At 62.2% G+C, this 24472-nt stretch carries 28 protein-coding genes; 12 read left to right on the top strand and 16 right to left on the bottom strand.

Annotation, left to right across the window (positions count from 1 at the left end):
• The first annotated feature begins 185 nt into the window (after nucleotides 1-185).
• Complete coding sequence (locus tag AB8B20_RS26730; RefSeq protein WP_092139012.1) at nucleotides 186-794, top strand: hypothetical protein; 609 nt, start codon at nucleotides 186-188, stop codon at nucleotides 792-794.
• A 166-nt stretch (nucleotides 795-960) separates the two neighbouring features.
• Nucleotides 961-1914, top strand: coding sequence for a ribose-phosphate pyrophosphokinase (locus tag AB8B20_RS26725; protein WP_089263589.1), 954 nt, complete (start codon nucleotides 961-963; stop codon nucleotides 1912-1914).
• 11 nt (nucleotides 1915-1925) lie between these two features.
• On the opposite strand, the gene AB8B20_RS26720 is transcribed toward AB8B20_RS26725, so the two are convergent.
• Entirely contained in the window at nucleotides 1926-2438 is a 513-nt protein-coding gene (locus AB8B20_RS26720; protein WP_089261803.1) for a 6,7-dimethyl-8-ribityllumazine synthase, read from the bottom strand.
• Between the two features lie 422 nt (nucleotides 2439-2860).
• Between AB8B20_RS26720 and AB8B20_RS26715 the strand changes: the two genes are divergently transcribed.
• The 3 genes from AB8B20_RS26715 (at nucleotide 2861) to proC (ending at nucleotide 4693) form a co-directional block, all read left to right on the top strand.
• Entirely contained in the window at nucleotides 2861-3361 is a 501-nt protein-coding gene (locus tag AB8B20_RS26715) for a YbjN domain-containing protein (RefSeq protein ID WP_089261805.1), read from the top strand.
• Complete coding sequence (locus AB8B20_RS26710) at nucleotides 3358-3789, top strand: GNAT family N-acetyltransferase (RefSeq protein WP_439074008.1); 432 nt, start codon at nucleotides 3358-3360, stop codon at nucleotides 3787-3789. The genes AB8B20_RS26715 and AB8B20_RS26710 overlap by 4 nt, the downstream gene beginning before the upstream one ends.
• A gap of 70 nt (nucleotides 3790-3859) precedes the next feature.
• Complete coding sequence (gene proC, locus AB8B20_RS26705) at nucleotides 3860-4693, top strand: pyrroline-5-carboxylate reductase (RefSeq protein WP_439074009.1); 834 nt, start codon at nucleotides 3860-3862, stop codon at nucleotides 4691-4693.
• Here the strand turns inward: proC and AB8B20_RS26700 are convergent, their stop codons facing one another.
• Genes AB8B20_RS26700 through AB8B20_RS26690 form a run of 3 tightly spaced genes read right to left on the bottom strand, consistent with a single transcriptional unit; the run spans nucleotide 4694 to nucleotide 7389 of the window.
• On the bottom strand, nucleotides 4694-6082 hold the full coding sequence (locus tag AB8B20_RS26700; protein WP_175367608.1) for an ATP-binding protein: 1389 nt from the start codon (nucleotides 6080-6082) through the stop codon (nucleotides 4694-4696).
• An 18-nt stretch (nucleotides 6083-6100) separates the two neighbouring features.
• On the bottom strand, nucleotides 6101-6826 hold the full coding sequence (locus AB8B20_RS26695; protein ID WP_231077938.1) for a response regulator: 726 nt from the start codon (nucleotides 6824-6826) through the stop codon (nucleotides 6101-6103).
• The gene (locus AB8B20_RS26690; RefSeq protein ID WP_439074010.1) at nucleotides 6823-7389 is read right to left on the bottom strand and encodes a MarR family winged helix-turn-helix transcriptional regulator; all 567 of its coding nucleotides are present in this window, start codon (nucleotides 7387-7389) and stop codon (nucleotides 6823-6825) included. Before AB8B20_RS26690 ends, AB8B20_RS26695 begins: the two co-directional genes overlap by 4 nt.
• A gap of 237 nt (nucleotides 7390-7626) precedes the next feature.
• Between AB8B20_RS26690 and AB8B20_RS26685 the strand changes: the two genes are divergently transcribed.
• Nucleotides 7627-8739 carry a branched-chain amino acid aminotransferase gene (locus tag AB8B20_RS26685; protein WP_439074011.1) on the top strand — a complete coding sequence of 371 codons (1113 nt, stop codon included), beginning with the start codon at nucleotides 7627-7629 and terminating at the stop codon, nucleotides 8737-8739.
• A gap of 60 nt (nucleotides 8740-8799) precedes the next feature.
• On the opposite strand, the gene AB8B20_RS26680 is transcribed toward AB8B20_RS26685, so the two are convergent.
• The 6 genes from AB8B20_RS26680 to uvrC all read right to left on the bottom strand — a co-directional run bounded on the left by AB8B20_RS26680 (nucleotide 8800) and on the right by uvrC (nucleotide 14956).
• Nucleotides 8800-10197, bottom strand: coding sequence for an MATE family efflux transporter (locus AB8B20_RS26680; RefSeq protein ID WP_439074012.1), 1398 nt, complete (start codon nucleotides 10195-10197; stop codon nucleotides 8800-8802).
• Between the two features lie 146 nt (nucleotides 10198-10343).
• Nucleotides 10344-11381 carry a 50S ribosomal protein L3 N(5)-glutamine methyltransferase gene (gene prmB / locus AB8B20_RS26675; protein ID WP_439074013.1) on the bottom strand — a complete coding sequence of 346 codons (1038 nt, stop codon included), beginning with the start codon at nucleotides 11379-11381 and terminating at the stop codon, nucleotides 10344-10346.
• The gene (locus AB8B20_RS26670) at nucleotides 11381-11857 is read right to left on the bottom strand and encodes a molybdenum cofactor biosynthesis protein MoaE (RefSeq protein ID WP_439074014.1); all 477 of its coding nucleotides are present in this window, start codon (nucleotides 11855-11857) and stop codon (nucleotides 11381-11383) included. Before AB8B20_RS26670 ends, prmB begins: the two co-directional genes overlap by 1 nt.
• Before the next feature lie 24 nt (nucleotides 11858-11881).
• On the bottom strand, nucleotides 11882-12133 hold the full coding sequence (gene moaD, locus AB8B20_RS26665) for a molybdopterin converting factor subunit 1 (RefSeq protein ID WP_439074015.1): 252 nt from the start codon (nucleotides 12131-12133) through the stop codon (nucleotides 11882-11884).
• Nucleotides 12130-12741 (bottom strand): CDP-diacylglycerol--glycerol-3-phosphate 3-phosphatidyltransferase, encoded by a 612-nt coding sequence (gene pgsA / locus AB8B20_RS26660; RefSeq protein WP_089261825.1) that lies wholly within the window; start codon nucleotides 12739-12741, stop codon nucleotides 12130-12132. Before pgsA ends, moaD begins: the two co-directional genes overlap by 4 nt.
• 121 nt (nucleotides 12742-12862) lie before the next feature.
• Nucleotides 12863-14956, bottom strand: coding sequence for an excinuclease ABC subunit UvrC (uvrC, locus tag AB8B20_RS26655; protein WP_439074016.1), 2094 nt, complete (start codon nucleotides 14954-14956; stop codon nucleotides 12863-12865).
• Nucleotides 14957-15273: 317 nt separating this feature from the next.
• Here uvrC and AB8B20_RS26650 point away from each other — a divergent pair, with 317 nt between their 5' ends.
• Nucleotides 15274-15894: an outer membrane protein gene (locus tag AB8B20_RS26650; RefSeq protein ID WP_068731146.1), complete on the top strand. Its 621-nt coding sequence runs from the start codon at nucleotides 15274-15276 to the stop codon at nucleotides 15892-15894.
• Between the two features lie 138 nt (nucleotides 15895-16032).
• Here the strand turns inward: AB8B20_RS26650 and AB8B20_RS26645 are convergent, their stop codons facing one another.
• The 4 genes from AB8B20_RS26645 to AB8B20_RS26630 form a co-directional block, all read right to left on the bottom strand.
• On the bottom strand, nucleotides 16033-16248 hold the full coding sequence (locus AB8B20_RS26645) for a cold-shock protein (protein ID WP_068731145.1): 216 nt from the start codon (nucleotides 16246-16248) through the stop codon (nucleotides 16033-16035).
• Between the two features lie 253 nt (nucleotides 16249-16501).
• On the bottom strand, nucleotides 16502-17362 hold the full coding sequence (locus AB8B20_RS26640; protein ID WP_439074017.1) for a 23S rRNA (adenine(2030)-N(6))-methyltransferase RlmJ: 861 nt from the start codon (nucleotides 17360-17362) through the stop codon (nucleotides 16502-16504).
• Between the two features lie 32 nt (nucleotides 17363-17394).
• Nucleotides 17395-18081, bottom strand: a complete 687-nt coding sequence (locus AB8B20_RS26635) for a ribonuclease T2 family protein (protein ID WP_439074018.1) — start codon at nucleotides 18079-18081, stop codon at nucleotides 17395-17397.
• Between the two features lie 86 nt (nucleotides 18082-18167).
• The gene (locus AB8B20_RS26630; RefSeq protein WP_175367615.1) at nucleotides 18168-18638 is read right to left on the bottom strand and encodes a hypothetical protein; all 471 of its coding nucleotides are present in this window, start codon (nucleotides 18636-18638) and stop codon (nucleotides 18168-18170) included.
• A gap of 167 nt (nucleotides 18639-18805) precedes the next feature.
• Between AB8B20_RS26630 and AB8B20_RS26625 the strand changes: the two genes are divergently transcribed.
• The 3 genes from AB8B20_RS26625 to AB8B20_RS26615 all read left to right on the top strand — a co-directional run bounded on the left by AB8B20_RS26625 (nucleotide 18806) and on the right by AB8B20_RS26615 (nucleotide 20599).
• On the top strand, nucleotides 18806-19099 hold the full coding sequence (locus AB8B20_RS26625) for a hypothetical protein (protein ID WP_175367616.1): 294 nt from the start codon (nucleotides 18806-18808) through the stop codon (nucleotides 19097-19099).
• Between the two features lie 47 nt (nucleotides 19100-19146).
• Complete coding sequence (locus AB8B20_RS26620) at nucleotides 19147-19692, top strand: DUF3617 domain-containing protein (protein WP_439074019.1); 546 nt, start codon at nucleotides 19147-19149, stop codon at nucleotides 19690-19692.
• 115 nt (nucleotides 19693-19807) lie between these two features.
• Nucleotides 19808-20599, top strand: a complete 792-nt coding sequence (locus AB8B20_RS26615; protein WP_439074020.1) for a thioesterase family protein — start codon at nucleotides 19808-19810, stop codon at nucleotides 20597-20599.
• A gap of 4 nt (nucleotides 20600-20603) precedes the next feature.
• Here AB8B20_RS26615 and AB8B20_RS26610 read toward each other — a convergent pair whose 3' ends face one another.
• Entirely contained in the window at nucleotides 20604-20810 is a 207-nt protein-coding gene (locus AB8B20_RS26610) for a tautomerase family protein (RefSeq protein ID WP_093759344.1), read from the bottom strand.
• Between the two features lie 132 nt (nucleotides 20811-20942).
• Nucleotides 20943-22451 (bottom strand): histidine--tRNA ligase, encoded by a 1509-nt coding sequence (gene hisS / locus AB8B20_RS26605; protein ID WP_439074021.1) that lies wholly within the window; start codon nucleotides 22449-22451, stop codon nucleotides 20943-20945.
• 184 nt (nucleotides 22452-22635) lie between these two features.
• On the opposite strand from hisS, the gene AB8B20_RS26600 reads away from it, so the two are divergent.
• Nucleotides 22636-23229 (top strand): phage holin family protein, encoded by a 594-nt coding sequence (locus tag AB8B20_RS26600; RefSeq protein WP_439074022.1) that lies wholly within the window; start codon nucleotides 22636-22638, stop codon nucleotides 23227-23229.
• The gene (locus tag AB8B20_RS26595) at nucleotides 23229-24356 is read left to right on the top strand and encodes a YihY/virulence factor BrkB family protein (protein WP_439074023.1); all 1128 of its coding nucleotides are present in this window, start codon (nucleotides 23229-23231) and stop codon (nucleotides 24354-24356) included. The genes AB8B20_RS26600 and AB8B20_RS26595 overlap by 1 nt, the downstream gene beginning before the upstream one ends.
• The last annotated feature ends 116 nt before the right edge of the window (nucleotides 24357-24472 follow it).

Raw genomic sequence — 24472 nt, 5'->3', positions numbered from 1 at the left:
GCGCCGTTATCCTTAACGCGTCCGAACTGCCTCAAACTGAACGCGAATTGTCGGGGCGCGGTGACCGTTTCGGTCACCCTGGAAAGACCTGTGGCCGCGCTGCCCTAGACCTTAACGCATTTTAACGATATCGCTCGACCTGTCCGGCGCCGCTTGCGGCAAACGGACGGAAGTCGGGACGCCCTATGCGATTTTCTGCCCTTACGACCGATCGAGCCAGACCGCGCCTGATCCAGGCTGCGCTGTTGCTGACCGTAGCGTTTGGGCTTGCCGGCTGCGCCAATGTCCCCAATTCGGGCGGCGCCATGAACGCGCAGGCCAGCCTTTCCACCGCCTCCGGCCCGACGATCGCGTTCGAATCCATCGACGGGCCGCCGCCGCAGGTCTTCGACCGCATGGTCAACCTTCTGGATAGTGAAGCGCGCCTGCGCAACCTTGCGGTTGTATCGCGCAAGGACAGCGCGGCTTTTCGGGTCCGAAGCTACCTCTCGGCCCAGGTTCGCGGCGGCCAGACCTCGATCGCCTGGGTGTGGGATGTCTATGACCGCGACCAGAACCGTGCTCTGCGCCTGAGCGGCGAGGAACAGGCCGGCAAAGGCGGCCGCGACGCCTGGGCTACTGCCGACGACCTTGTCTTGCGGCGGATCGCGCAAGCGGGGCTCACCGGCCTCAATGGCATGATCAACGGCACCACGCCCGGCGAGCAGCCGCCTGCGCCAAGTGGCAACGGACCTGCCATCGCCAGTACCGATGAATTGCCCGTGCAGGCCACCGCATTTGCCGAGACGCGCTGACTTCAGTTCACGTTAAGCAGAGGCCCGTTTTTACGCAGGAAAACAGCGGCCCACGGGTTGCCAGCGGACGGCCGTCCTTGATATCACCTCGCTCAGCTAGACGAGTTCTTGTGGGTAATCCGATATGCTGAACGTTGTATCCACCAAGCCGCGGGGAGACGCGTCGATGTCGGCCAAGAACGGTTCGATCAAACTGGTCGCCGGTAATTCCAATCCTGTCCTCGCGCAGGAAATCGCGACCTCGCTGAATATCCCGCTGACCAAGGCCAGCGTCCGGCGCTTCGCCGACATGGAAATCTTCGTCGAGATCCAGGAAAACGTCCGCGGCTCCGACGTCTTCATTCTTCAATCCACGTCGTTCCCGACCAACGACCATCTGATGGAATTGCTGATCATCACCGATGCGCTGCGCCGCGCTTCCGCGCGCCGCATCACCGCGGTGATCCCCTATTTCGGCTACGCTCGCCAGGACCGCAAGGCCGGTGGCCGCACCCCGATCTCGGCCAAGCTGGTCGCCAACATGATCACCCATGCCGGCGCCGACCGCGTCATGACGCTCGACCTGCATGCCGGCCAGATCCAGGGCTTCTTCGATATCCCGACCGACAACCTCTATGCCGCGCCGCTGATGGTGCGCGACATCAAGGAGAAGTTCGATCTCGCCAATGTGATGGTGGTTTCGCCCGACGTCGGCGGCGTCGCCCGTGCCCGCGGCCTTGCCAAACGCATCAACGCGCCGCTCGCCATCGTCGACAAACGCCGCGAACGCCCCGGTGAATCCGAAGTGATGAACGTGATTGGCGACGTCGCCGGCTACACCTGCATCCTGATCGACGACATCGTCGACTCCGGCGGCACGCTGGTGAACGCCGCCGATGCGCTACTCAAATACGGTGCCAAGGACGTCTCCGCCTACCTCACCCATGGCGTGCTGTCCGGCGGCGCCGCCGCGCGCATCGCCAATTCCAAGCTCAAGGAATTGGTGATCACGGACTCGATCCAGCCCACGGAAGCCGTCAGCAAATCGCCGAACATCCGCGTGCTCTCGGTTGCCTCGCTGATCGCCGAAGCGATCGGCCGCACCGCATCGGAAGAGTCGGTATCGAGCCTGTTCGACTAAGGCTCGCGCCTCTACACGATCCCGGCCGCGACCTGACCGCGCAGACGCTCCAGACTGAGTAGCGTCTCGGCGCAGGCTGCCGCAACCTTGAGGCCGCTCTCCGCAAAGTGCTTGCGGAAGAATGCCGCCCGCTCTTCTGTCTCGTGAAAATCCTCCGGCGCCGTCACGGCCGAGAACACTGGGATCTCGGTGCGTAGCTGCACATCCATGAGCGCACGGATGACCGTGTCCGCCACGAAGCCGCGGGTGCCGCTGTCGATCACGAGGCCGGCCGCGACGATGGCCGTGTAGCGCCGCGTCTTGGCGAGAACCTGCACATGCAGGGGGATCTCGAACGAGCCAGGCACTTCGAACAGATCGACCTGCGACGGGCCGATATGACGCGCCTCGATCTCGCTCAGAAACGATTCCCAACACGGTGCAACGATGTCGCGATGCCAGGACGACTGCACGAAGGCGACGCGTTGCGGCTTGGCAAAGCGCGGATGCTGGACTGCGGATGACTCGGAGGTGGTGTCGTTCATGGCCTGATACTTTCGTTACGGCCAAACTATGCCGAAACCGAACCAGCCCAGCAAGGCCGTCCACAGGCTGTATCGGGCCCCAACAGGACTCCTGCGAGGCCGGGAAAGCTTGCGGGCCCCGCGGCGGAATCAATAGTTACCACCCCAACCGGACTCGCGGCGCGCGAGGGCGCACCGCACAGACTCGCAATCCGAGAATCCGATTCCGGTTTGTTCTCATTGCGGCCAGATGACCTGTGGATGAGGGCCGGTTTGTCTGTGGATGGATTCGTGGTGCCGTTGCGCAGATTCAGCAAATCACATCACTTCAAACTCGCAAGGTCTGGACGAATAGAACTTGCAGCCTGCAGCGACGCTCCGACATTTTCGCGTACCGGCCAGCTGTTTGCATCATCACATTTCAAGAGCAAGGTCGCGACGGCATGTCACTTCTCGAAGGTACTATCGATTCACGGCTCAACCCGCTCGCCGTTGTCGAGGATATTGCCGCCGATCATAACTGGGCCTTCGAGCGCTCCGGCGAAGACGAAGTCACAATTGTTTCTAAAGGTGACTGGATCGATTACCAGCTCTCCTTCACCTGGATGAACGAGATCGAGGCCCTGCATCTGGCTTGCGCCTTCGATATGAAGATTCCGCCCGCTCGCCGCGCGGAAGTGCAGCGCCTGATCGCCGCGATCAACGAACAGATGTGGGTCGGTCATTTCGATATATGGACTCACTCAGGCATGGTGATGTACCGGCAGGCACTGGTGCTGCCCGATGGCCTCACCGCAACGACCGCGCAGTGCGAAGCGATGCTGGTCTCGGCGATCCATTCCTGCGAGCGCTACTATCCGGCATTGCAGTTCGTGGTGTGGGCCGGCAAGACCGCAGCCGAAGCGATGTCTGCTGCGATGTTCGACACTGCCGGCGAAGCATGACCGACGCGCCGGTCATCACCGTGCCGGATGCGCCCGGCGAGGCCGAACGGCTGGTGGTCGCAAATGCGTTGCTGGCCTACAATACCAAGACCGTTGGCCCCAACAATCACCAGCCGCTCTCGATCCTGATCCACGATCCTGCGACCGGCGAGCCGATCGGCGGCATCTGGGGCAAGACCGCGTTCAACTGGTGTTTCGTCGAGCTGTTCGTCGTGCCCGAACAATTGCGCGGCCAGGACATCGGTTCGAAAGTTCTCGCCAAGGCCGAAGAGATCGCGCGTGAACGCGGCTGCATCGGTCTGTGGCTCGATACCTACTGGTTTCAGGCGCGGAGCTTCTACGAGAAGCAGGGCTATGAAGTGTTTGGCGAAATCCCGGACTATCCGCGCGGCGGTCCGCGCTACTTCCTGAAAAAAAGCTTCGTCTAGGTCCGTTCGGGCTGTGCGGCCTGCCCCGCAATGTTATGGTCCCGGCCGTTCTGACAGCCGGGATTTTGCGATGACCTCCTCCACGACCTCACGCGCGCTCAACGATATCGACGGCCATATCGTGCTGGCCGGCGCCGGCAAGATGGGCGGCGCAATGCTGACGGGCTGGATCGCCGGCGGCCTCGATCCCAAACGCGCCATCGTGATCGATCCGTATGTCTCCGACGAGATCAAGGCGCTCGCAGCCAAAGGCGTCCGCCTCAATCCGGATGTGAAGGACATCGGCGCCGTCGCCGCACTGGTCCTCGCCGTGAAACCGCAGATGTTCGCCGAGGTCGGGCCGACACTGCGCACAATCGCGAGATCATCCCTCGTGGTCTCGATCATGGCGGGCACAACCATCGCCGGCATCGCCAAGGCCTGCGGCGGCAAGGTGGTTCGCGCGATGCCGAATACGCCGGCCGCGATCGGCCGCGGCATCACCGTGGCGGTTGCCGCGAGCGACGTATCGCCGGAGCAACGCGGCCTGACCGACGCGCTCTTGCGGGCCACCGGATCGGTCGAGTGGGTCGAGGACGAGAGCCTGATCGACGCCGTCACCGCCGTCTCCGGCTCAGGGCCTGCTTATGTGTTTCTGCTGGCCGAAGAAATGGCTCGCGCCGGCATTGCTGCGGGCTTGCCGCCCGAACTCGCGATGAAGCTTGCTCGCGAGACAGTGTCCGGCTCCGGTGAGCTCCTCCGCCAATCCGATCTCGACGCGGCGACGCTGCGAAAGAACGTCACCTCGCCCGGCGGGACCACTGCAGCCGCGCTCAGCGTATTGATGGCCGATGATGGTTTCGAGCCGTTACTGACTCGCGCGATTGCCGCAGCAACCGCGCGGTCGAAGGAACTGGCGAAGTAACTAAACGGGCACCCGCACCACCGCCCGCAAGCCACCCATCGGACTATCCGTCAGCGTGATATCGCCGCCATGGGAGCGCGCGATATCGCGGGCGATGGCGAGGCCCAAACCTGTCCCGCCTTCGTCCTGATTACGCGCGTCGTCGAGCCGCAGGAACGGTTTAAACACTTCCTCGCGCATGTCGGCGGGGATGCCAGGGCCGTCATCATCCACAGTCACCGTCAGATAGCGATGATCGCGATGGCCGGTGATGGCGATGTCGTTGGCATGGCGCGCGGCATTCGAGACGAGATTGCCGAGGCAACGCTTGAACGCGGCTGGCTTCACCGTGACGATCGGCAGGCCGTGGAACGTGACCGTCGCCTTGTGTCCGTTGCGCTCGGCATCGCTGCGCAATTCTTCCAGCGCAGCCGCCATGTCTGTCGGCTGGGCCTGCTCGCCGCTGTCGCCGCGTGCAAAAGCGAGATAGGCCTCCAGCATGCCCGACATCTCGTCGATGTCCTTGCGCATGCCATCGACTTCCGGACCGTCCTCGATCAGCGCCAGTTCGAGCTTGAAGCGCGTCAGGATCGTGCGCAGATCGTGCGAGACGCCGGCGAGCATGGCCGTGCGCTGCTCCATCGCGCGTTCGATACGCGCCTTCATCTCGATAAAGGCATTGGCGGCACGACGGACCTCGCGTGCGCCGCGCGGCCGAAAATTCGGCGCTTCGCGGCCTTTGCCGAAACTTTCGGCGGCGTCAGCGAGTTTGAGGATCGGGCGGATCTGGTTACGCAGGAACAGGATCGCGACGATCAGCAGGATCGAAGACGTCCCCACCATCCAGAACAGGAAGATTTCCGAATTCGATGCATAGGCCGCGCTGCGCTGGGCGAAGATGCGCATCACGGCATCATCGAGCTGGATGCGGATTTCCACGAGATTGGAGCGACCAACGGTGTCGATCCAGAACGGCCGCGTGATCTGCCGACCGATCTGGACCGACAGCGCCTGATCGAGCAGCGAGAAGAACGGCTTCGGACCGGGCGGCGGCATGTCGCCGAGCGGCAGAAAATCCACCACGAGGCCAAGGCGCTGCTGGGCGATGGCCTTGATCTGCGTGCGGTCCTTATCCTGCGGATAGACCTTGTAGACGTCGATCAGCGTCGCGATGTCCTGCACCACGGCCTGCGACAGGCGACGCGTCACCGTGTTCCAGTGCCGCTCCATGAACACGAAGGCGACCACCGACTGCAGCAGCACCATTGGCACGATCATGATCAGCAGTGTGCGGGCATAGAGCCCCGTGGGCATCACACTCTTGAAGCGCCGGCCCATCAGACTGTGCGCCGCAGAGACGCGGCCCGCCGCAGAGCGGAGGATGGTGATGCCGGTGTCGAGTGTGGTCATCGTGCAAACTTCATCGAACTATGGCGACGCGACGAGGCGATAGCCGATGCCACGCACGGCCTGCAGAAACAACGGATTGGCCGGATCGGTCTCGATCTTGCGACGCAGGCGATTGATCTGCACGTCCACCGCACGCTCGTTCACGGTGCCACCGCCGCCGGTGAGTTCACCGCGCGGCACGGTCTCGCCAGGCGCCGCAGCCAGCACACGCAGCATGTCACGCTCGCGGTCAGTGAGATGGATGATCTCGTCGCCTTGGCGTAGTTCGCCGCGCGCGAGGTGATACACATAAGGCCCGAACTGCAGCGACTCCGCGCGCTCGACCGGGACCGGCGCACTACGCTTCAGGATGTTTGCGATGCGCAGCACCAGTTCGCGCGGCTCGAACGGCTTGGCCACATAGTCGTCGGCGCCGATCTGCAATCCCTCGATCCGGCTTTCCGCCTCGTGCCGCGCCGTCAGCATGATGATCGGCACGGCCGAGGACGTCCGAATGAAGCGCGCGAGCTCGAAGCCGGTCTCGCCTGGCATCATCACATCGAGGATCAGGAGATCGAAATGCAGACCGAGCAGCTTGGCGCGCGCTTCCTTGGCGCTCGGCGCCGTGGTGACGCGGTAGCCTTCGCCCGAGAGAAAGCGCGAGAGGAGATCGCGGATACGGCGGTCGTCATCGACCAGCAACAGATGCGGCGCATCGTCGGCCAATGGCGCCGGCATACGTTTGGCGGCCTGAGCTAACATCATGTCTTGTTTGTCCTGCCGTCAGTTTTGGCGGATGCCTGGCCCAAGATGACCTGCAGCACCTTGTCGGGATCATTGCGGTCAATCATCGCCGAGAGAAACCTGCCGATTGCTTCAACTTCGACCGGCGTAAAATCCTTGAGCGCGCGGTTAATGCGATCGGTCTGCAAACCCGCGAGCTGCGCAACGAGAGCTTCACCCTTGGCCGTGGCGAAAAGAAGCCGTTGCCGCCGATCGGCCTCGCCGGATTTCTGAACGATATACCCTTCATCGAGCAATTGCTTGAGGACACGGCCCAGCGACTGCTTCGTAATACGCAAGACATCGAGCAGATCGGCAACCTTCAGGCCGGGATAGCGATGCACAAAATGTACGACCCGGTGATGGGCGCGTCCGAAACCGAACTGATCGAGCACATCGTCGGGATCGCCCACAAAGTCGCGATAGGCAAAGAACAACAGCTCGATGATGTCCCAGCGGGGCGGTTTCGCAGGATCGCCGCTGGATTGCCGCTGGATCGCCTCAAGCGATCGTGACGCCGCGTCCTTGGAATTTACGTCAACCATATTGACATATCTTGGGTTCAATCTTACAAAACTGACCATCGCGACGAAACATTAGAACTCTCGCCGCATGGCCCAATAGGGCCGATCTGAGAACCATACCGGACTTCGGCATGGCGCTAAAGCCTGTCCTGGGTCATCCACCGGGGCCGGAAACGCTTTTGCCGTGGGTCCGCTTGACGTAGAACAACATCGACGCTGCCGCCCCCAGGAGCTGCGCCGTAAGCAGGAGTGAGGTCCATGGGAGTTTCGTTTGATAAAATCGATGGCGCAGCTTTGCTGAAATTCGACATTCAGCCCGCGGCGAACGCGGTGTCCGAGGCGGACCGCGCAGCAAAGCTCAAGGATCCGGGCTTCGGCCGGGTTTTCACCGACCACATGGCTCTGGTCCGCTACAACCAGAAGGACGGCTGGCATGGCGCGCGCATCGAATCCCGTGCGAATTTCCCGCTCGATCCCGCAGCGGCCGTCCTGCATTACGCGCAGGAGATTTTCGAAGGGCTCAAGGCCTATGTGCGTGAAGACGGCGGCGTGAATCTGTTCCGCCCCGATGCCAATGCAAGGCGCTTCCGAAATTCGGCCGATCGCATGGCCATGGCCCCGCTGCCCGAGCCCGTGTTTATCGAAGCGATCGAACAACTCGTGCGCATCGACCGCGCCTGGATTCCATCAGGCGAAGGCAGCCTCTACCTGCGCCCCTTCATGGTCGCGAGCGAGATTTTCCTCGGCGTGAAGCCGTCCGCGGAATACATCTTTGCCGTCATCGCCTCGCCGGTCGGCTCCTATTTCAAGGGCGGCCCCGCCCCGGTGTCGATTTGGGTGTCGGAGAACTACACACGCGCCGCGATCGGCGGCACCGGCGCCGTCAAATGCGGTGGCAACTACGCCGCGAGCCTGCGCGCGCAGGCGGAAGCCAGCGATCACGGCTGCGATCAGGTCGTGTTCCTCGATGCGGTCGAGCGCCGCTACATCGAAGAACTTGGCGGCATGAACATCTTCTTCGTGTTCGAGGACGGCTCGCTGCTAACACCGCCGCTCGGCACGATCCTGCCAGGCATCACGCGCGATTCGATCATCGCATTGGCGAAGGACAAGGGCACGCAGGTGCGCGAAGAGGCCTACACGCTAGACCAGTGGCGTGCCGATGCTGCCAGCGGCAAGCTGAAAGAGGCCTTTGCCTGCGGCACGGCGGCGGTCATCTCGCCGATCGGCCAGGTGCGCTCTGCGAGCGGCGATTTTACCATCAATGGCGGCGCGGCTGGTCCGGTCACGATGGGGCTGCGCAAACAGCTGGTCGACATTCAGTACGGCCGCGCGCCAGACCCGCACAACTGGATCCGCAAGGTTCTGTAAGCGCAGGCGCTTCAAGGCGATAAATGCCGCAGCCTTTCGAGGCTGCGGCATTTTTGTTTGTTAAGTCGCCGGTACGAGCCCGAGTTGCTCGCGCCGGGTCCAACGCCAGAGCATGACCGGTGCAACGACCGCGAGACCCGCTGCCAGCCCGATCCAGATGCCGACGCCGCCGAAACCCAGCTTGAATGCGAACAGCAGGCTGAGGCCCATGCCGAAGCCCCAATAGCCTAATGCGGCAAAGATCATCGGCACCCGCGTATCCTGCAATCCGCGCAGCATCCCTGCTGCAACCGACTGCGCGCCGTCCGCAATCTGGAACACCGCCGCGCAAAACAGAAACGACATTGCCGTGTCGATGACGACGGCATTGGCGGGATTGCTCAGATCGATGAAGGCGCCAATCAGGAGACGCGGCGCAGCCAGCAACAACATGCTCATCGACGCCATGAATGCCACCGCAAGGCCAAATGCAGTCCATCCTGCTCGCGTGATGCCATCGCGATCCACGGCGCCTTTGGCCAATCCAACGCGGACAGTTGCCGCCTGGCTCAGTCCCATTGGCACCATGAAGGAGATCGATGCGATCTGGATCGCAATCGCATGCGCCGCGATAGCCGCCGTTCCAAACTGCCCCATCAGGAACACCGCCGCATTAAAGACAGTAATTTCGAATGCGAGCGTCGCGCCGATCGGCAGACCGATACGCCATAGCTTTGCGAGACGCGGCCAGTCGGCGCGCCACCAGTTGCCGAACAGATGATAGCGCCGAAACTTCGGATGCCACGCGACGACGAGCGCAAAGACCGCGAACAGAAAGATGTTCGACAGCGTGGTCGCAAGGCCGGAACCGCGCAGACCCATCTCCGGAAATCCGAGATGGCCGAACACCAGAACCCAGTTGGCAGCAGCATTGAACAGAATGGTCACGCCCGTCACCACCAGCGCCCAGAGCGGACGTTGCACGGCAGCGACAAAGGAGCGCAGCACAATGAACCCGAGCGCGGGCAGGAAACCCCATTGCAACATATGCATGAAGGTCTGCGCATCGGCAGCGGCCTGCGCCTCCTGACCGAACAGCAACAGGATCGCTTCGGTCTGCCAGAGAACGATCCATGCCGGCACTGAGACGATCAACGCTGTCCACAAACCTTGCCGAAATGTTCGCCTGACATCGCGCACCGCATGCAGCTTGCGGCCGATCGCCTCCGCCATCATCGGTGATGCCGCCGTGACGAGGCCGATGGCGAAAATCAGAAACGCGAAATAGAGATTCACGCCCAGCGCCGACGCAGCCAATGCCTCCGCGCTCACGCGGCCGAGTATGATCACGTCGGTCGTGGTGAGTGCGATCTGCGCAAGATTGGTCAGCACCAGCGGCCAGCCAAGCGCCAGCGTCGCTCGCAATTCAGCGAGCCACAGATTGCGCGTTGGCGCTTTCTGACCGACAGCCAGCAGCATGACATCCTTCAGTCGATTTGAACGACGCGACTGCAAGGGATGTCGCGTCGAAATCCGTCCGACAACAAATGTCGGACATTCACACATCAAAATGCGCGTGAAGATGCCGTGATAAACGCTACGGGCGTATTTGGCCAGATGCGGGACTAGCCGGCGCCGCGACCTTGCAGCGCAGCAGCGGACACCCAGAACACCTCGCCTTCGGAGTCTTCGGTGTCCAGCCAGATCAACGGCAGATCGGGAAAGGCTTCATCGACATTGGCGCGACCGCGACCAATTTCACACAACAAACCGCCATGTGGATTTAGATGATCGCCAGCCTGTTCAATGATCTTCCTGACGATGTCGAGCCCGTCATCGCCGCCATCGAAAGCCATAGCCGGTTCGGCCAGGCATTCATCCGGCAAATCCGCCATGCCCTGCGCATCGACGTAAGGCGGATTGGTGATGATGAGATCGTAACGGGTATCCCCGAGCGGTTCGAACAGATCGCCCTTGTAAAGCGTCAGTCGCTCATCGAGCCCGTAATCGATGACATTGCGCATGGCGACGGCGAGCGCCGCGGGCGACAGATCGACGGCATCGACCTGCGCGTTGGGGAATGACTGACTGGCCAGTATCGCGATGCAGCCGGAGCCGGTGCAGAGGTCCAGCACGCTTTCAACGTCCATGGGATCGTCGATCAGCGAGCCGCCTTCACCGTCATCGCCGCTGAAATGAGAATCCAGCAATTCGCCGATGAAAGACCGCGGCACAATAGTGCGCTCGTCCACATAGAACGGCAGGCCGCGCATATAGATCTTGTTGAGCAGATAGGCCGCCGGTTTGCGCGTCGTCACGCGGCGATGAATGATGTCGAGGATCTGCTTGCCTTCGGCCGCAGTTACCCGCGCCATGGCGAAATTCTCGAACTGGTCGGGATGCAGATGCAGGACTTCGCAAACGATGAAGGCGGCTTCGGCCACGGGATCGGTGGTGCCGTGCGCAAAAGAGAGCCGGGCCTCGATGAAACGGCTGGTGGCGTAGCGCACATAGTCGAGCAATGTCGCTAGCTCGCCCGGCGCCACCTTCGGCAGGGTCGCAGTCGCGATCTTCTTCACGGAGGTCTTTGCCTTTGCAGAAGCCTTGCTTGCAGATTTCCTGACAGCCTTCTTCGCGGTTGTCTTCACAGTCTTCTTTGCCATCATTTATCCCAGCGCGCCGCAGCGTCGTCATCGTCGGCCTTCGCAGCAATCCAGCTGCTGCCACCGGCGGTTTCCTCGCGCTTCCAGAACGGAGCATGCGCCTTGAGGTAATCCATCAGAAACTCGGCGGCCTGAAACGCGGCCTGGCGATGTGCCGACGCGGTTAGCACCACCATGATATTCTCGCCGGGCAGGATGCGGCCGACGCGATGAACGATTGTCACGCCTGTCAACGGCCAGCGTGTCATCGCTTCCTCGGCGTGGCGCGCAATTTCGGCTTCGGCCATGCCGGGATAGTGCTCCAGCGTCAGCGCCGTGGTCGCGTCGCCGCTGCCACTTAAGTTTTCTTGGCCGCGGCAGATGCCGCTGAATGTGACCACCGCGCCGATATCGGTCCGGCTCGCCGTCAGCGCGGCGATCTCGCTGGAGACGTCGAAATCGGCATCCTGAATGCGGATGGTCACGTTGGAGGTCATGAGATCAACGCAGTCGTTGTAAAATCAGCCGCCGGTCATCGGCGGGAAAAATGCAATCTCGCGGGCGCCAGCGATGATGGTGTCGGGCCGCACATGGGTATGGTCGATGGCTGCGCGGATCACTTTCGGTGTTTCGAACGCATAGGCATATTCGTCGCCGCGCGTGCTCAGCCATCCGATCAGATCGCCGACGGTGCGCACGGCTGCTGGCGGCTCGACCGTCTCTTCGGCCTTGCCGATGCGCTCGCGCACCCAGGCGAAGTAGACGACCTTCATGCATCCTCCGCAATGAGGTGGTGAATGCCAGCCCTGAAATAGTCGTAGCCCGTGTAAATGGTGACAAGCGCGGAAATCCAGAGCAGCAACAGGCCGAGCTGCGTCGTGATCGGGATCACCTGATCGCCGGCCTCACCGGCCAGCAGGAAGCCGATGGCGATCAACTGGGCCGTCGTCTTCCACTTCGCCACTCTGGAGACCGGGACGCTAACACGGAGTGCGGCGAGATATTCACGCAGGCCCGAGACCAGAATTTCGCGGCACAGGATCACGATGGCGGCCCACAGGGTCCAGCCGTGGATGATGCCATCGGCCGCCAGCATCAGCAGGCAGGAGGCCACCAGCAGCTTGTCGGCGATCGGATCGAGCATCCGGCCAAAAGCCGACTGCTGATTCCAGATCCGGGCGTAATAACCATCGAGAAAATCCGTGACCGCGGCGCCGATAAAGACGGCCAGCGCGACCCAGCGCAGCCATAGCGGGCCATCCATGATCGACTGCGAATAGATGCAGCCGACCACCACCGGAATGGCGGCAATGCGGGCCATGGTCAGGATATTTGGCAGGGACATCGCGGAATTCGCGGCCCGTCTCGTGGTCACTGTCATCCGTCTTACCAATACTGCCAGAGCGCAGAGGTCAACCGCCAGCGAAGCGAGGCGGCTTAGTTTACCGCAAAACTGCCCCAAGGCATGCGACAGCCAGATTACGTCTCGTCCATCTTTGCGGTCATCTGGCCACTGGCTGGGGGTGAAAAAAGTCGAAAATCTTGCGGGCGCTCTCGGCCGAGATGCCGGGAACCTTGCCGAGGTCGCCTACGGAGGCCCGCTCGATCTCTTTCAGCGTTCCGAAATGGTGCAGGAGTGCCCGCTTGCGGGTTGGGCCGATTCCCGGGATTTCCTGTAATCCGGCCTCACGGATGTCCTTCTTGCGCAGTGTGCGGTGCGATCCAATGACGAACCGATGCGCTTCGTCGCGCAGCCGCTGGATGAAATACAGCACAGGATCCCGCGGCTCGAGCTTGATGGCATCGCGGCCAGGAATGAACATGGTCTCGCGGCCGGCGTCACGATCCGGCCCCTTGGCCACAGCCATCAGGGTCACATCGGTCAGTTTCAGCTCGTCGAAGATCTCCTTGACTGCATTGAGCTGGCCGCGGCCGCCGTCGATGATGACGAGATCAGGCCATAGCGGCACGTCATCGTCTTTCGGCTTGGCCACCTCGCCCTCAACCGGCGGTGCCAGCAGCCGTTTGAAGCGGCGCTGCAGCACCTCCTTCATCATCCCGTAGTCGTCGCCGGGCGTGAGCCCCTCGGACTTGATGTTGAACTTGCGGTACTGGTTCTTGATGAAGCCATCCGGCCCCGCCACGATCATTGCACCAACCGCGTTGGTGCCCTGGATATGGCTATTGTCATAGACCTCGATACGCTTCGGCACCGTGGCCATGCCCGCCATTTTCGACATGCCTTCCAGCAGACGCGTCTGCGTCGCCGTGTCGGCGAGCTTGCGGCCAAGCGCTTCGCGGGCATTGGTCAGCGCGTGGACGACCAGCTCCTTCTTTTCGCCGCGCTGCGGTGTCAGCACCTCGACCTTGAAACCTGCCTTGACGCCGAGCGCGCTGGCCAACAGCTCGCTTTCCTCGATGGCATGCGACAGCAGCACCATCTTCGGCGGCGGCTTATCCTCGTAGAACTGCGCCAGAAACGAGCCGAGCACTTCCTCCGGCGTGTATGATTTTTCGGCCTTGGGGAAATAGGCGCGGTTGCCCCAGTTCTGGCCGGTGCGGAAGAAGAACACCTCGACGCAGGAATAACCGCCTTCCTGATGGATGGCGAAGACATCGGCCTCTTCCACCGTGCGCGGATTGATGCCTTGCTGCGACTGGATGGCAGACAGGGCTGCAAGGCGGTCGCGATACAGCGCGGCGCGCTCGAAGGCGAGCTCATCCGACGCCTTCTCCATTTCACCAGCCAATAGCTGCTTCACTGCGCGGCTGCGGCCGGACAGGAAGTCCTTCGCCTCACGCACCAGTTCGGTATAGCCGGGAAAATCGATCTCGCCGGTGCAGGGGCCAGAGCAGCGACGGATTTGATACAGCAGACACGGGCGCGTACGGCTCTCGAAAAAGGAATCCGTGCACGACCGCACCAGGAACGCGCGCTGCAGTGCCGTGATGGTGCGGTTGACCGCGCCCACCGACGCAAACGGTCCGAAATAGCGGCCGGGCCGCGATTGCGCGCCGCGATGTTTCAGAATCTGCGGCGCCCAGTGATCGCCCGAGATCAGAATATACGGAAAGGACTTGTCGTCACGGAGCTGTACGTTGAACCGCGGACGCAGCTGCTTGATGAGATTGGCCTCGAGCAACAATGCTTCGGTCTCGGTCGCCGTCGAGATGATTTCCACCACCACGGTCGCCGCGATCATACGTGCGATGCGCATCACCTGCCCGGTCGGCCTTGCATAGGACGACAACCGCTTCTTCACGTTCTTGGCCTTGCCGACATACAGCACGTCGTTGGCCGCATTCAGCATCCGGTAGACGCCGGGCGATGTCGGAGCATGGCGTACGGCATGTTCGATGGCCGCGCGGCCGAGCGCCAGCGGGCCCTCGGCAACCACGTCGCCGGAACCGTCATCGCCAGCATCTGGGAGCGCGCCGTCTTCCTCGTCGTCGGCCGCCGCGGGTTCCGGTTCGAGATCGGGTGGCGCCTGCAGGGTCGACTGGATGCCCTGTCCGGAACTAGGGCTGTCGGAACCTGGCTCTGCCGCGGGCTCAGATGGCGTCTCGTGCAGCGGCTCAGTGGGGTCTTGAATCATGAGCCTAATTTAGGCGCTGCGGCGGGCCATCGCCAGCATCCGACCGACCCGAATGCCCGTGTAACAACCGGTTTCCCGGGTGTTGGCAGCAAGCCACAGGATTTTGGCTGTCCGCCCGGGAAATTCGCGGATCGTCAAAAGTAAGACTCTTTTAACGCCAATACGGCGCCGCTGAGGGCCGTTAAGGACCGCTTAATCTAAAACTCTCGATAAATCGTCTCGATAAAAGATGGAATTCCGTAACCCTAAGGCTTCGTTCGGCAGATCCCGAGCGCGCTCCCATGGGCCGGCAGTAACGCGTATTTTGGAGAGTTGAGATGAGTAAGTTTGCGTTCGCAGCAGTCGCCCTCGTGGCTGCAGGTGCGACAACAGCACATGCGGCGGACATGCCTTACCGGTCGCGCGCCCCCTATACCGTTGCCCAGCCGCTCAATGCCTATAGCTGGGCCGGCCCGTATCTCGGCGCCACTCTCGGTTACGAATGGGGCAGCGTCTCCAACACCGGCGCGAAGCCCTCGGGCATCGCCGGCGGCGTGACCGGCGGTTACAACTGGCAGAGCGGCAACATCGTGTTCGGTCTCGAAGGCGATCTGCAGGGCACTGGCGCAGATGATCGCTTCGCCACCTACAAGTTCTCGAACCCCTGGTTCGGCACCGCGCGCGGCCGCATCGGCTACGCCTTCAACAACGTGCTGCTCTACGGCACCGCTGGTCTCTCCTTCGGCAGCCTAGAAGCCGAGCTGAACGGCCTGCAGCAGTCCCAGACTTCGGTCGGCTGGACCGCCGGCGTCGGCGCCGAAGTCGGCATCTACCAGAACTGGACCGCCAAGATCGAATATCTCTACGTCGATCTGTCCAAGAACACCTACACGCTCACCGGCACCGACAGCGCGCTCAGCTTCGGCACTGTGCGTATCGGCGTGAACTATCACTTTTAAGTCCGGCTCCGGACGCCTCGCGTCCGGACTTCGTCTTCAAGTACTTTATCTCCAAGTACAAGAAACCGTCGCCATCCACTCCCGGCCGCGCTGCGGCCGGGATTTTTTTTATGGCCCACTCCCAAGCTGGATCCGCCGCTATCCTGTGATGACCAGATTGACCGCTTTGGGGCCCTTGCCCTTCTTGTCGGGCTCGACCTCGAAGGTGATCCGCTGTCCTTCGATCAGGTCCTTCAGGCCAGCGCGCTCGACTGCGGTAATGTGCACAAACACGTCCCGTCCGCCATCGTCCGGCTTGATGAAGCCGTAGCCACGCTCGCCATTGAAAAACTTGACCGTACCGCTCATGCCCATCGGGTCCCTCCCCGCAATGCTCCGCCGCGGCGCTTTCACGCTGCGACCGACCGGACATTCACTCCACGGAAGCTAGGCCTTGTTTCAATATCGATTTGGGCCACGTCACTCCGCCGCAACCATTCGCGGAAGCGGAACGTAAAGCCAGTCATAATGACAGCAGCTTAATACGGTTCCGCCGGGATTGACTACCGTTTTTGGCGGCGCCGTTTGATAGTTGGAGTTTGCGTAGTTCGGCGCAGGCCGTGCGACGTCAGGGTTTGGCCGTCTCGAGCCGGAAGCGTCCGGCGCCGCCAAGGCCAAGCGGCTTCTCGAGTTGCGGCAGAATTTCCTTGAGCTCCGCAGCAAGCTTCCACGGCGGATTGACGATCAAAAGGCCCGTCGAGGTCAGCGGACCATCCGCCGTTTGCGGTGCAACGCTGAATTCGAGGCGCAGGCATTTACCAGGTGTGGCAGATGCAGCAGCCGTCGCGGCGACGTGCTGCGCCAGCTCATCGGTGGCGCGGCGGCTCTTGGCGGGATACCACAGCATGTAAATGCCGGTCGCCCATTTGGCATAGACCTGCTCGAACACTGCAGCCATCCGCGCGAACTCGTTCTTGTCTTCATAGGGCGGATCGATCAGCACCACGCCGCGTCGTTCCTTCGGCGGCACATAGGCCGGCAGGCCGATCCAGCCATCGATATCGACCACGCGGGCCTGCTCGTCCCTGCGCAGCGCCGAGATCAGCTTCTTCCGCGCCGTGGGCTCGACCTCGCAGCACACCATGCTGTCCTGCGGCCGCATCAAGGCGCGCGCGATCAGCGGCGAGCCGGGATAGGCTTTGAGTTCGCGCGGCGCATTGAATGACCGGACGATGTCGAGATAGGGCGCGACCAGCGGCGCACTGGCTTCGCTGAACCGCGCCTGCAGGACGCGCGCGATGCCGGTGGTCCATTCGCCGGAGCGTGTGGCTTCATCGCCGGTCAGGTCATAGAGCCCGGCGCCGGCATGACTGTCGATGACGCGGAACGGCGCCGGCTTCTCCTGCAGATGCGTCAGGATACGGACCAGCACGATATGCTTGATGACATCGGCAAAGTTGCCGGCGTGAAAGGCGTGTCGATAATTCATGCGCCAGCAGTACGCTAGGAATGCCGGTTGAGCTAGCCGCCTCGCATCGGCGGCATCACCACCTGGTCGCGGCGGCAGGCGCGGCGGTCAATCTCCTCGCAAGCGCGGAACTGGAGATCCTTGCTCATGCAGACCCGGACCTCGGTCAGGCGGTTACGATCGCAGGTCACGGCGATGGCCGAATTGCTGAGGCCCGGATTGACCTTGATGAAGGCTTCCTCGATTGCGTCCGGCGCAATCGTCTTGGCCTGCTGCAGATCGAGAAATTCGTCGGGAATTTTGATACCGGCGCGCGCCTTGCGGATGGCTTCGAAATAGGCGCGCTGGCCGAGGCCGGAGCAGGTGCCGTGCTTGTCCCATTCATTGAAGATCAGGCCGGGCGCGGGCATCAGGTCGAGCATCGACTGCATGATATTGCGTGCCAGCCGCGGGGCCGGACGCTCGCAGTAATTCGGGAAGCCGCGGTCATATTGCGGCCACAGGCCATGAACCACGAAAGAGTAAGGCCGGCCGCCGCATTGCATCTGGGCTGAGCGGTTGTTGCCGCCGCGCTCCTGAGCCGCCTCGCAGAAACTCGGCGACCATGACAGCGACAACACGTAAAAATCGAATTCGCCCGGCGCATTCTGCCGGCGATCCTGGGCGGAGGCCGGATAGGCGCTCAGCGCCGCGAGCGCGAGAAACCCAAGCGAAACGACAAATCGAAATGCCTGAAACATGACGCGCCCCACCCCTGAGAAGGGCAAACCTAATCAGGCATCAAGAACAATTCAAGAACAAAATGGGTTGGATCCGCAAACGAAGCTTAGTGCTTCGCCGCCCGGCAACGCGGGTTATAGGCCCAGTCGCGGTCGAGACCGACGACGCACCATTCCACGCCCTGGCCGTAGCCGGCAAAGCCGCCATCCTCGATGATCGAGTAATGCACCTGGCGCGTCTTGCCATCGGTCAGCATCGCGTCGGCGGTGCAGTAGCGGCGCGGAATGTTGTCGGAGGTCCAGGGGCGGAAGGCCGTCTCATGGACACGGCTGAAGCCGGTGATCTGCAGCGCCGAATTCCAGAAGGTGCTTTCCTTGTCCTGGAACTGCGACGAAATCGTCGAAAGACCAGCCTCGCACTCCGCCAGACGGCCCTCGTAGTTCGGCCCGGACAGCCAGAAGTTCAGCTCGAGCAGGTTCGCAGCCTGTGCGCCCGGAGCCAAGGTCATAAGCCCGAGAACGGCGCCGGTAACGGCAGCCAGGACGGCTTTCTTCCAGGATGAAATGAGGTCGCGCATGGGGAATCCGCCGTCTGATGATTGTTCCCGGAACGTGCCGCGAAGCCCGTGCAGGGTCAAGTGCATCGCGGCCACACCCAGCGCACAACTCTGTCAGAACCTGGACGGCGTTCTTTTCAGCGTCGCCGATGCCCTCTAAGGTGCCCATAACGACGATGGAGACGGTGATGCGAATGATTCGGTTGGCGATTTTGGCTGCAGGTCTGAGCGGTGCGATCCTGAGCAGCGCGGCCAAGGCCGACTGGGTGCCGCCATTCAAGGGCAATGACACCGGCGGCATCATCTCCACATCCCTGATCAGCCAGACCGACATTCGCGCCCTGGCGATTGATCATTGTGCGCGTTACGGCAAGGTCGTGAAATTCCTGAGCGCCCCGCAGGAATATGGCGCCTACGTCTCATTCGCCTGCCGCTGGGTGCCCTATGGCGCCTCGGATCGGCCACTCCGCGTTCGCTACTGAACCTTTTCACGCGACACAGCGTCTCATCGGCTTGGGGAGAACCAAGCATGATGCGACGCTATGTTTCACTGTTGAATATTTCCGTTTTGAGCGCGACTGCGATGTTGTGGGCAATCCCCGCCATCGCCGATCCCATCGAGTTGCCGGCACGCAAGGCCGGGCTCTGGGAAATGAAGATGCAGGGCAGCGCCGGGATGCCCGGCATGACGATGCAGCACTGCACGGACGAGACCACCGACAAGTTCATGAACACGACCTTCTCGCCGATGGCGAAGGATATGTGTTCGAAGAACGAGATGAGGAAGACCGCGACGGGCTATATCACGGATTCGGTCTGCAATATCGGTGGCACCACCAGCACATCGCATGCCGAGATCACCGGCGATTTCAACTCTGCGTATACGATGAAGATCACGTCGCAGAGCACTGGCGGCGCCAAGGCTAATACTGGTGACAACACCACGCAGCTGGAAGCCAAATGGCTCGGCGCCTGCAAGCCGGACCAGAAGCCCGGTGACATCATGATGCCCGGCGGCATGAAGATGAATGTCAAAGACATCGAGAAGATGAAGGGCATGCACCGGCCGCAATAGAGCCGCGCGCCCGCTGACTGGATGTTTCCCACCGTTGCGTTCCCCGCTATAGATGATGCTAATCATCCCAATGGCGCGTTACGACGCCGGCGACAGGAAACATCAGGAACACGCAATGACCGAATTCACCGCATTGATGTCGTCCATGACGCGCTCCGGCGACGGCTGGGCCGTCAACGTCAGCGACGACTGGCTACAGGGCCGTACCGTCTATGGCGGTCTGGCCGCGGCACTGTGCATGCAGGCTGCGCTCAATGAATTCGGCGCCGTGCCGCCGCTTCGCTCGGCGCAGATCGCCTTCATCGGCCCGGCCCCCGGTCCATTGCATTTGCGCGCCAGCGTTCTGCGCAAGGGCAAATCGACCTTGTTCGCCAGCGTCGATCTTATCGGCGAAGCAGGCCTCGCGACCCGCGCCATGTTCTGCTTCGGCGCCGCGCGTGAATCGGCTTTTGCCCATGTGGTTACCGGGACGCCGGAACTGAAAGCACCGGAGCATTGCCCGGATTTCTTTCGCCGTGCGCCGCCGACGCTGCGTTTCCTGGAGCATATCGAAGGCCGGCATATGGGGGGCTCGACGCCGTTCAGCGGCAGCGAGGATCCGCAGATGATGCTGTGGCTGCGCCACCGCGAGCCCGGCATCCAGCCATCGCTGGTGGCGTTGCTGGCCTTGGCCGACGCGCCGCCGCCGGCAGCTTCCGTCCGATCCACAACGCCCTCGCCGATCAGCACGATGACCTGGTCGATCGACATGCTCACCGACGAGATCACCACCGATGACGGCTGGTGGCTGATCCGCAATGTCGCCGAGCAGATCGCCGGCGGCTATTCCAGCCAGGCGATGACGCTGTGGAATCGAAACGGCCGGCCCATCATGGCCAGCCGTCAGAATATTGCAGTGTTTGGATAGAGACTTACTTCTTCGCCGCGGCGGCTGCGCGCTCGACGAAGGTCTGGCCACCCTTCATCTTATTGTTGAGCGGCGCTTCGTTGATCTGGATGACGACGGCATCGGCGGTGACGCCGAGATTCTTCACCAGCGCCTGGGTAATGTCGAGCATCATGCCCTTCTTCTGCTCGTCGGTGCGGCCGGCCGCCAGGTTGATCGTGATCTCAGGCATTGATGTCTCCTTTTATGATTTCACTCTCGTCATGGCCGGGCTTGTCCCGGCCATCCACGACTTTCTCAATCGACCGTATCAAACAAGACGTGGATGCCCGGGACAAGCCCGGGCATGACGATCAACTGATGGTTATGAGCTCCACTTCACGCCGTGCTTGTCGAGAATCTTGCGGACCTCGCTCACGAGATCGTTTTCCGCGATTTTGGTCTGCGCCTCTGCCTGCTTCTGCAGATAGGCGTCGCGATCGCCTTCCAGATCCGACAATCCGGCACCGAGGATCAGATCCTTCAGCATCACTTCGCCGGTCGCCTTTTCGTCGGAGCCCTGAATGATCACGCAGGGTGAATTGCGTCGGTCGGCATATTTCAGCTGGTTGCCCATGTTCTTGGGATTGCCAAGATAAAGCTCAGCGCGGATGCCGGCATTGCGCAGGCTCGCAACCATCTTCTGATAATCGGCGACACGGTCGCGATCAAACACGGTGACGACGACCGGGCCGAAATCCGGCGTGGTGTCGATCTTGCCGAGCAGCGTCAGCGCCGCCTGCAGGCGCGAGACGCCGATGGAGAAACCGGTAGCGGGCACCGGCTCGCCACGGAAGCGCGAGACGAGACCATCGTAACGACCACCGCCGCCGACGGAGCCGAAGCGAACGGGGCGGCCCTTTTCGTCTTTGGTTTCAAGCGTGAGTTCAACTTCGTAAACGGGGCCGGTATAGTATTCGAGGCCGCGCACGACAGACGGATCGATCTTGATGCGATCGGTTTGATAGCCCGCCGCAGTGATTAGCTTTTCGATCTCGGCAAGCTCGGCGCGTCCCTGCTTGTATGCATCGGAGCTATCGAGCTTCGCAGTCGGCTCGCTCGCTGCGTCGAGACTGCGCAGTACTGTCTCAGAATCGTCCGGCGAGAGTCCCGCACCCTTAGTGAAATCGCCCTTGCCTTCCTCGCCGCCATCCCAGCGGCCGGGGCCGAGCAGCTTCTTGATCTCGTCGACCGGAAACTTGTCCATCTTGTCGATGGCGCGCAGCACCGTGAGGCGACGTCCGACGTTCTCGTCGCCGCCGAGGCCGATGCTCTCCATCACCCCATCGAGCACCTTGCGGTTGTTGACGCGCACCAAATAGCTGCCACGCGGAATGCCGAGCGCTTCCATCGCATCCGCCGCCATCATGCACATCTCGGCATCGGCTGCCGGCGAGCCTGAGCCGACGGTGTCGGCGTCGAATTGCATGAACTGGCGGAAGCGGCCGGGGCCCGGCTTCTCGTTGCGATAGACGTAACCTGCACGGTAGCTGCGATACGGCTTCGGCAGCACGTCCCAATGCTCAGCGACGTAGCGCGCCAATGGCGCGGTCAGGTCGTAGCGCAGCGAGATCCACTGCTCGTCGTCGTCCTGGAATGAGAACACGCCCTCGTTCGGCCGGTCCTGATCAGGCAGGAACTTGCCGAGCGCATCGGTGAATTCCATGGTCGGGGTCTCGACCGGCTCGAAGCCGTAGCGCTCATAGACCTCGCGGATGGTGTCGGTCATGCGCCGGGTCGCGGCGATATCGGCCGGTCCGCGGTCGCCAAGGCCGCGCGGCAGGCGCGCGCGCAGTTTCTGGAGTTTTTTGGGCTTTTCAGACTTTTCGCTCATTGCGGCGTGGTACCAGCGCAGGCAGGAACCGGCAAGCGTTCGGCCCCGCGATCACCTGAGGTTGGCCATGCGCGACGCCACAAGGTTCGCCACGGCGGAACCTTCGTCATGCCTCCCCGTTCAATTTCAAATGTCGGTCGCCGCAACATTCATATTTTGGCCGGCGCAGAACGAGGCTTTCCATATGCCACCGCTCGCAAGCGCCCTGGTGCGAACAGGGCTCGCGCTCAAGCTCAATCAGGTCAAGCGCGCCACATCGTCCTATATCCGTGACCGCAGCGAGCAGACCCAGGGCATCGCGGTGTCTTACGCGGTTGCTGCCGGACTTTACGCTGCCGCAGGCATCTTTCTGATTGCCACCTTGCTGGTCGGCGCCGCCGCACTGTTTCGCTGGGTCGAATTGCGCTACGGGCTGTTTCAGGCATTTGGCGCAACCGGCGGATTGCTGCTGGTGCTCGCTGCGCTCTTCGCTGTCCTCGCCGCGAGCCGGCTGAAACGCCCGGCGAAACAGTTTCCCAGTCTCGGCAGCCGCTTGCGGGTCGCGATCAATGCGAGCCCCGGCAAGCATGAGCAGGTCACATCGGCCGCACCACATCGCGCGGCCGCGCCCAATGAATTCAGGCCGAGCACGCGCCCAGCTCAGCCCCTGCCAAACAATGGCCCCGTCAAAGCCGGCCTCGTTCTGGCCGCGACGCTTGCCGGCTGGGCTTTCGCCCGGCGCCGCAGCCTTGCGCAGCCAGCCCCAGCCCGCAGACCCGTGAGCAAAGCGAACGCCTGATGGTCGTCCGCCGATCCGACACGGACAGTCTGCTGCTTGTCGCAGCGACAACCTTTGCCGTGCTCGCGTTGCAGAGCTTTTTCTCGACACGCAATACCGAGAGGTCCGTGGCAGATGAGCCGCAACCGATCGGCGACACCGACGTCCCGCCACCAGCGACATTCACCCGCGAACTCGCTCAGTCCGGACGCGGCCGCCATTCTTCCAGCCCGCTGCAGATTCCATGGACGGGCTGGAAGGACGTGCTGTGGCGCACCTACGAGCAGATCAACGAGGATCGGCTGCTGGCGATAGCGGCCGGCGTCGTGTTCTTCGGCCTGCTCGCCGTGTTTCCGGCCATCACTGCGCTGGTCTCCTGCTACGGGCTGTTTGCCGATGCTTCCACGATTTCGGACAACCTGCAGACGCTGGCGCTGATGCTGCCGGATGGCTCGTTCCAGATCGTGCAGGACCAGATCGCGCGCGTGCTCGCCAACGGGCAGGCCAAACTCGGCCTCACCTTCCTGTTCGGCCTTGCGCTGGCGCTGTGGAGCGCCAATGCCGGCGTGAAGGCCGTAATCGACGCGCTCAATGTCGTTTATGGCGAACGCGAGAAACGCAGCTTCATCAGGCTCAATATGCTCTCACTCACTTTCACCGCCGGTGCCATCGCCGCGCTCCTTCTCATGGTCAGCGCCGTCGTTGCGCTGCCGCTGACACTGGACCGGATCGGTCTCGCGACCGACAGCAAGACGATCATCAGCCTCTCCCGCTGGCCGCTTCTGCTGCTGGTGGTCGTGCTGGCGCTCGGCATCCTCTACCGCTTCGGTCCGAGCCGCCCCGGCGCGCGCTGGGAATGGCTCAGCATCGGCACCCTCGCTGCAGCCCTGCTCTGGCTTGCCGGCTCAGCGCTGCTGTCCTGGTACCTGTCCAATTTCGGCAATTACAGCGTCACTTACGGCTCGCTCGGCGCCGCCATCGGCCTGATGATGTGGATGTGGATGTCCGCGATCATCGTTCTGTGCGGGGCCGAGCTGAATTCCGAGATCGAACACCAGACCGCCGTGGATACCACCGTCGGACCTGGACGGCCGATGGGCGCACGTGGCGCCGCCATGGCAGATACGCTCGGCCGCGCCAGCGCCTGAGGTGCAAAAGCACCGGTGGGCAAGTTCTCCCAGCCCTGCTTTCCGAATCAACAATAATGCTAAGGTTGGCCGGGTACTTAGCGCCGGGAGCGCTCGCGGCCGGACCTTTGTCGTGC

The sequence above is a fragment of the Tardiphaga sp. 866_E4_N1_4 genome, from assembly GCF_052076075.1.
GTDB classification, from domain to species: domain Bacteria; phylum Pseudomonadota; class Alphaproteobacteria; order Rhizobiales; family Xanthobacteraceae; genus Tardiphaga; species Tardiphaga robiniae.
The sequence above is the reverse complement of the archived record's forward strand: the minus strand, read 5'-3'. Positions and strand labels throughout refer to the sequence as shown.

Bases quoted from the DNA above. Each gene is read 5' to 3' on its own strand.
- AB8B20_RS26710 (WP_439074008.1), top strand. From the start codon at position 3,358: ATGACCGACGCGCCGGTCATCACCGTGCCGGATGCGCCCGGCGAGGCC.
- AB8B20_RS26730 (WP_092139012.1), top strand. From the start codon at position 186: ATGCGATTTTCTGCCCTTACGACCGATCGAGCCAGACCGCGCCTGATC.
- AB8B20_RS26600 (WP_439074022.1), top strand. From the start codon at position 22,636: ATGCCACCGCTCGCAAGCGCCCTGGTGCGAACAGGGCTCGCGCTCAAG.
- hisS (WP_439074021.1), bottom strand. From the start codon at position 22,451: ATGAGCGAAAAGTCTGAAAAGCCCAAAAAACTCCAGAAACTGCGCGCG.
- AB8B20_RS26690 (WP_439074010.1), bottom strand. From the start codon at position 7,389: ATGGTTGACGTAAATTCCAAGGACGCGGCGTCACGATCGCTTGAGGCG.
- pgsA (WP_089261825.1), bottom strand. From the start codon at position 12,741: ATGACAGTGACCACGAGACGGGCCGCGAATTCCGCGATGTCCCTGCCA.
- AB8B20_RS26595 (WP_439074023.1), top strand. From the start codon at position 23,229: ATGGTCGTCCGCCGATCCGACACGGACAGTCTGCTGCTTGTCGCAGCG.
- AB8B20_RS26685 (WP_439074011.1), top strand. From the start codon at position 7,627: ATGGGAGTTTCGTTTGATAAAATCGATGGCGCAGCTTTGCTGAAATTC.
- AB8B20_RS26610 (WP_093759344.1), bottom strand. From the start codon at position 20,810: ATGCCTGAGATCACGATCAACCTGGCGGCCGGCCGCACCGACGAGCAG.
- AB8B20_RS26635 (WP_439074018.1), bottom strand. From the start codon at position 18,081: ATGTTTCAGGCATTTCGATTTGTCGTTTCGCTTGGGTTTCTCGCGCTC.
- AB8B20_RS26650 (WP_068731146.1), top strand. From the start codon at position 15,274: ATGAGTAAGTTTGCGTTCGCAGCAGTCGCCCTCGTGGCTGCAGGTGCG.
- AB8B20_RS26670 (WP_439074014.1), bottom strand. From the start codon at position 11,857: ATGACCTCCAACGTGACCATCCGCATTCAGGATGCCGATTTCGACGTC.
- AB8B20_RS26630 (WP_175367615.1), bottom strand. From the start codon at position 18,638: ATGCGCGACCTCATTTCATCCTGGAAGAAAGCCGTCCTGGCTGCCGTT.
- AB8B20_RS26715 (WP_089261805.1), top strand. From the start codon at position 2,861: ATGTCACTTCTCGAAGGTACTATCGATTCACGGCTCAACCCGCTCGCC.
- proC (WP_439074009.1), top strand. From the start codon at position 3,860: ATGACCTCCTCCACGACCTCACGCGCGCTCAACGATATCGACGGCCAT.
- AB8B20_RS26680 (WP_439074012.1), bottom strand. From the start codon at position 10,197: ATGCTGCTGGCTGTCGGTCAGAAAGCGCCAACGCGCAATCTGTGGCTC.
- AB8B20_RS26725 (WP_089263589.1), top strand. From the start codon at position 961: ATGTCGGCCAAGAACGGTTCGATCAAACTGGTCGCCGGTAATTCCAAT.
- AB8B20_RS26695 (WP_231077938.1), bottom strand. From the start codon at position 6,826: ATGATGTTAGCTCAGGCCGCCAAACGTATGCCGGCGCCATTGGCCGAC.
- AB8B20_RS26615 (WP_439074020.1), top strand. From the start codon at position 19,808: ATGACCGAATTCACCGCATTGATGTCGTCCATGACGCGCTCCGGCGAC.
- uvrC (WP_439074016.1), bottom strand. From the start codon at position 14,956: ATGATTCAAGACCCCACTGAGCCGCTGCACGAGACGCCATCTGAGCCC.
- AB8B20_RS26640 (WP_439074017.1), bottom strand. From the start codon at position 17,362: ATGAATTATCGACACGCCTTTCACGCCGGCAACTTTGCCGATGTCATC.
- moaD (WP_439074015.1), bottom strand. From the start codon at position 12,133: ATGAAGGTCGTCTACTTCGCCTGGGTGCGCGAGCGCATCGGCAAGGCC.
- prmB (WP_439074013.1), bottom strand. From the start codon at position 11,381: ATGGCAAAGAAGACTGTGAAGACAACCGCGAAGAAGGCTGTCAGGAAA.
- AB8B20_RS26645 (WP_068731145.1), bottom strand. From the start codon at position 16,248: ATGGGCATGAGCGGTACGGTCAAGTTTTTCAATGGCGAGCGTGGCTAC.
- AB8B20_RS26720 (WP_089261803.1), bottom strand. From the start codon at position 2,438: ATGAACGACACCACCTCCGAGTCATCCGCAGTCCAGCATCCGCGCTTT.
- AB8B20_RS26700 (WP_175367608.1), bottom strand. From the start codon at position 6,082: ATGACCACACTCGACACCGGCATCACCATCCTCCGCTCTGCGGCGGGC.
- AB8B20_RS26620 (WP_439074019.1), top strand. From the start codon at position 19,147: ATGATGCGACGCTATGTTTCACTGTTGAATATTTCCGTTTTGAGCGCG.
- AB8B20_RS26625 (WP_175367616.1), top strand. From the start codon at position 18,806: ATGCGAATGATTCGGTTGGCGATTTTGGCTGCAGGTCTGAGCGGTGCG.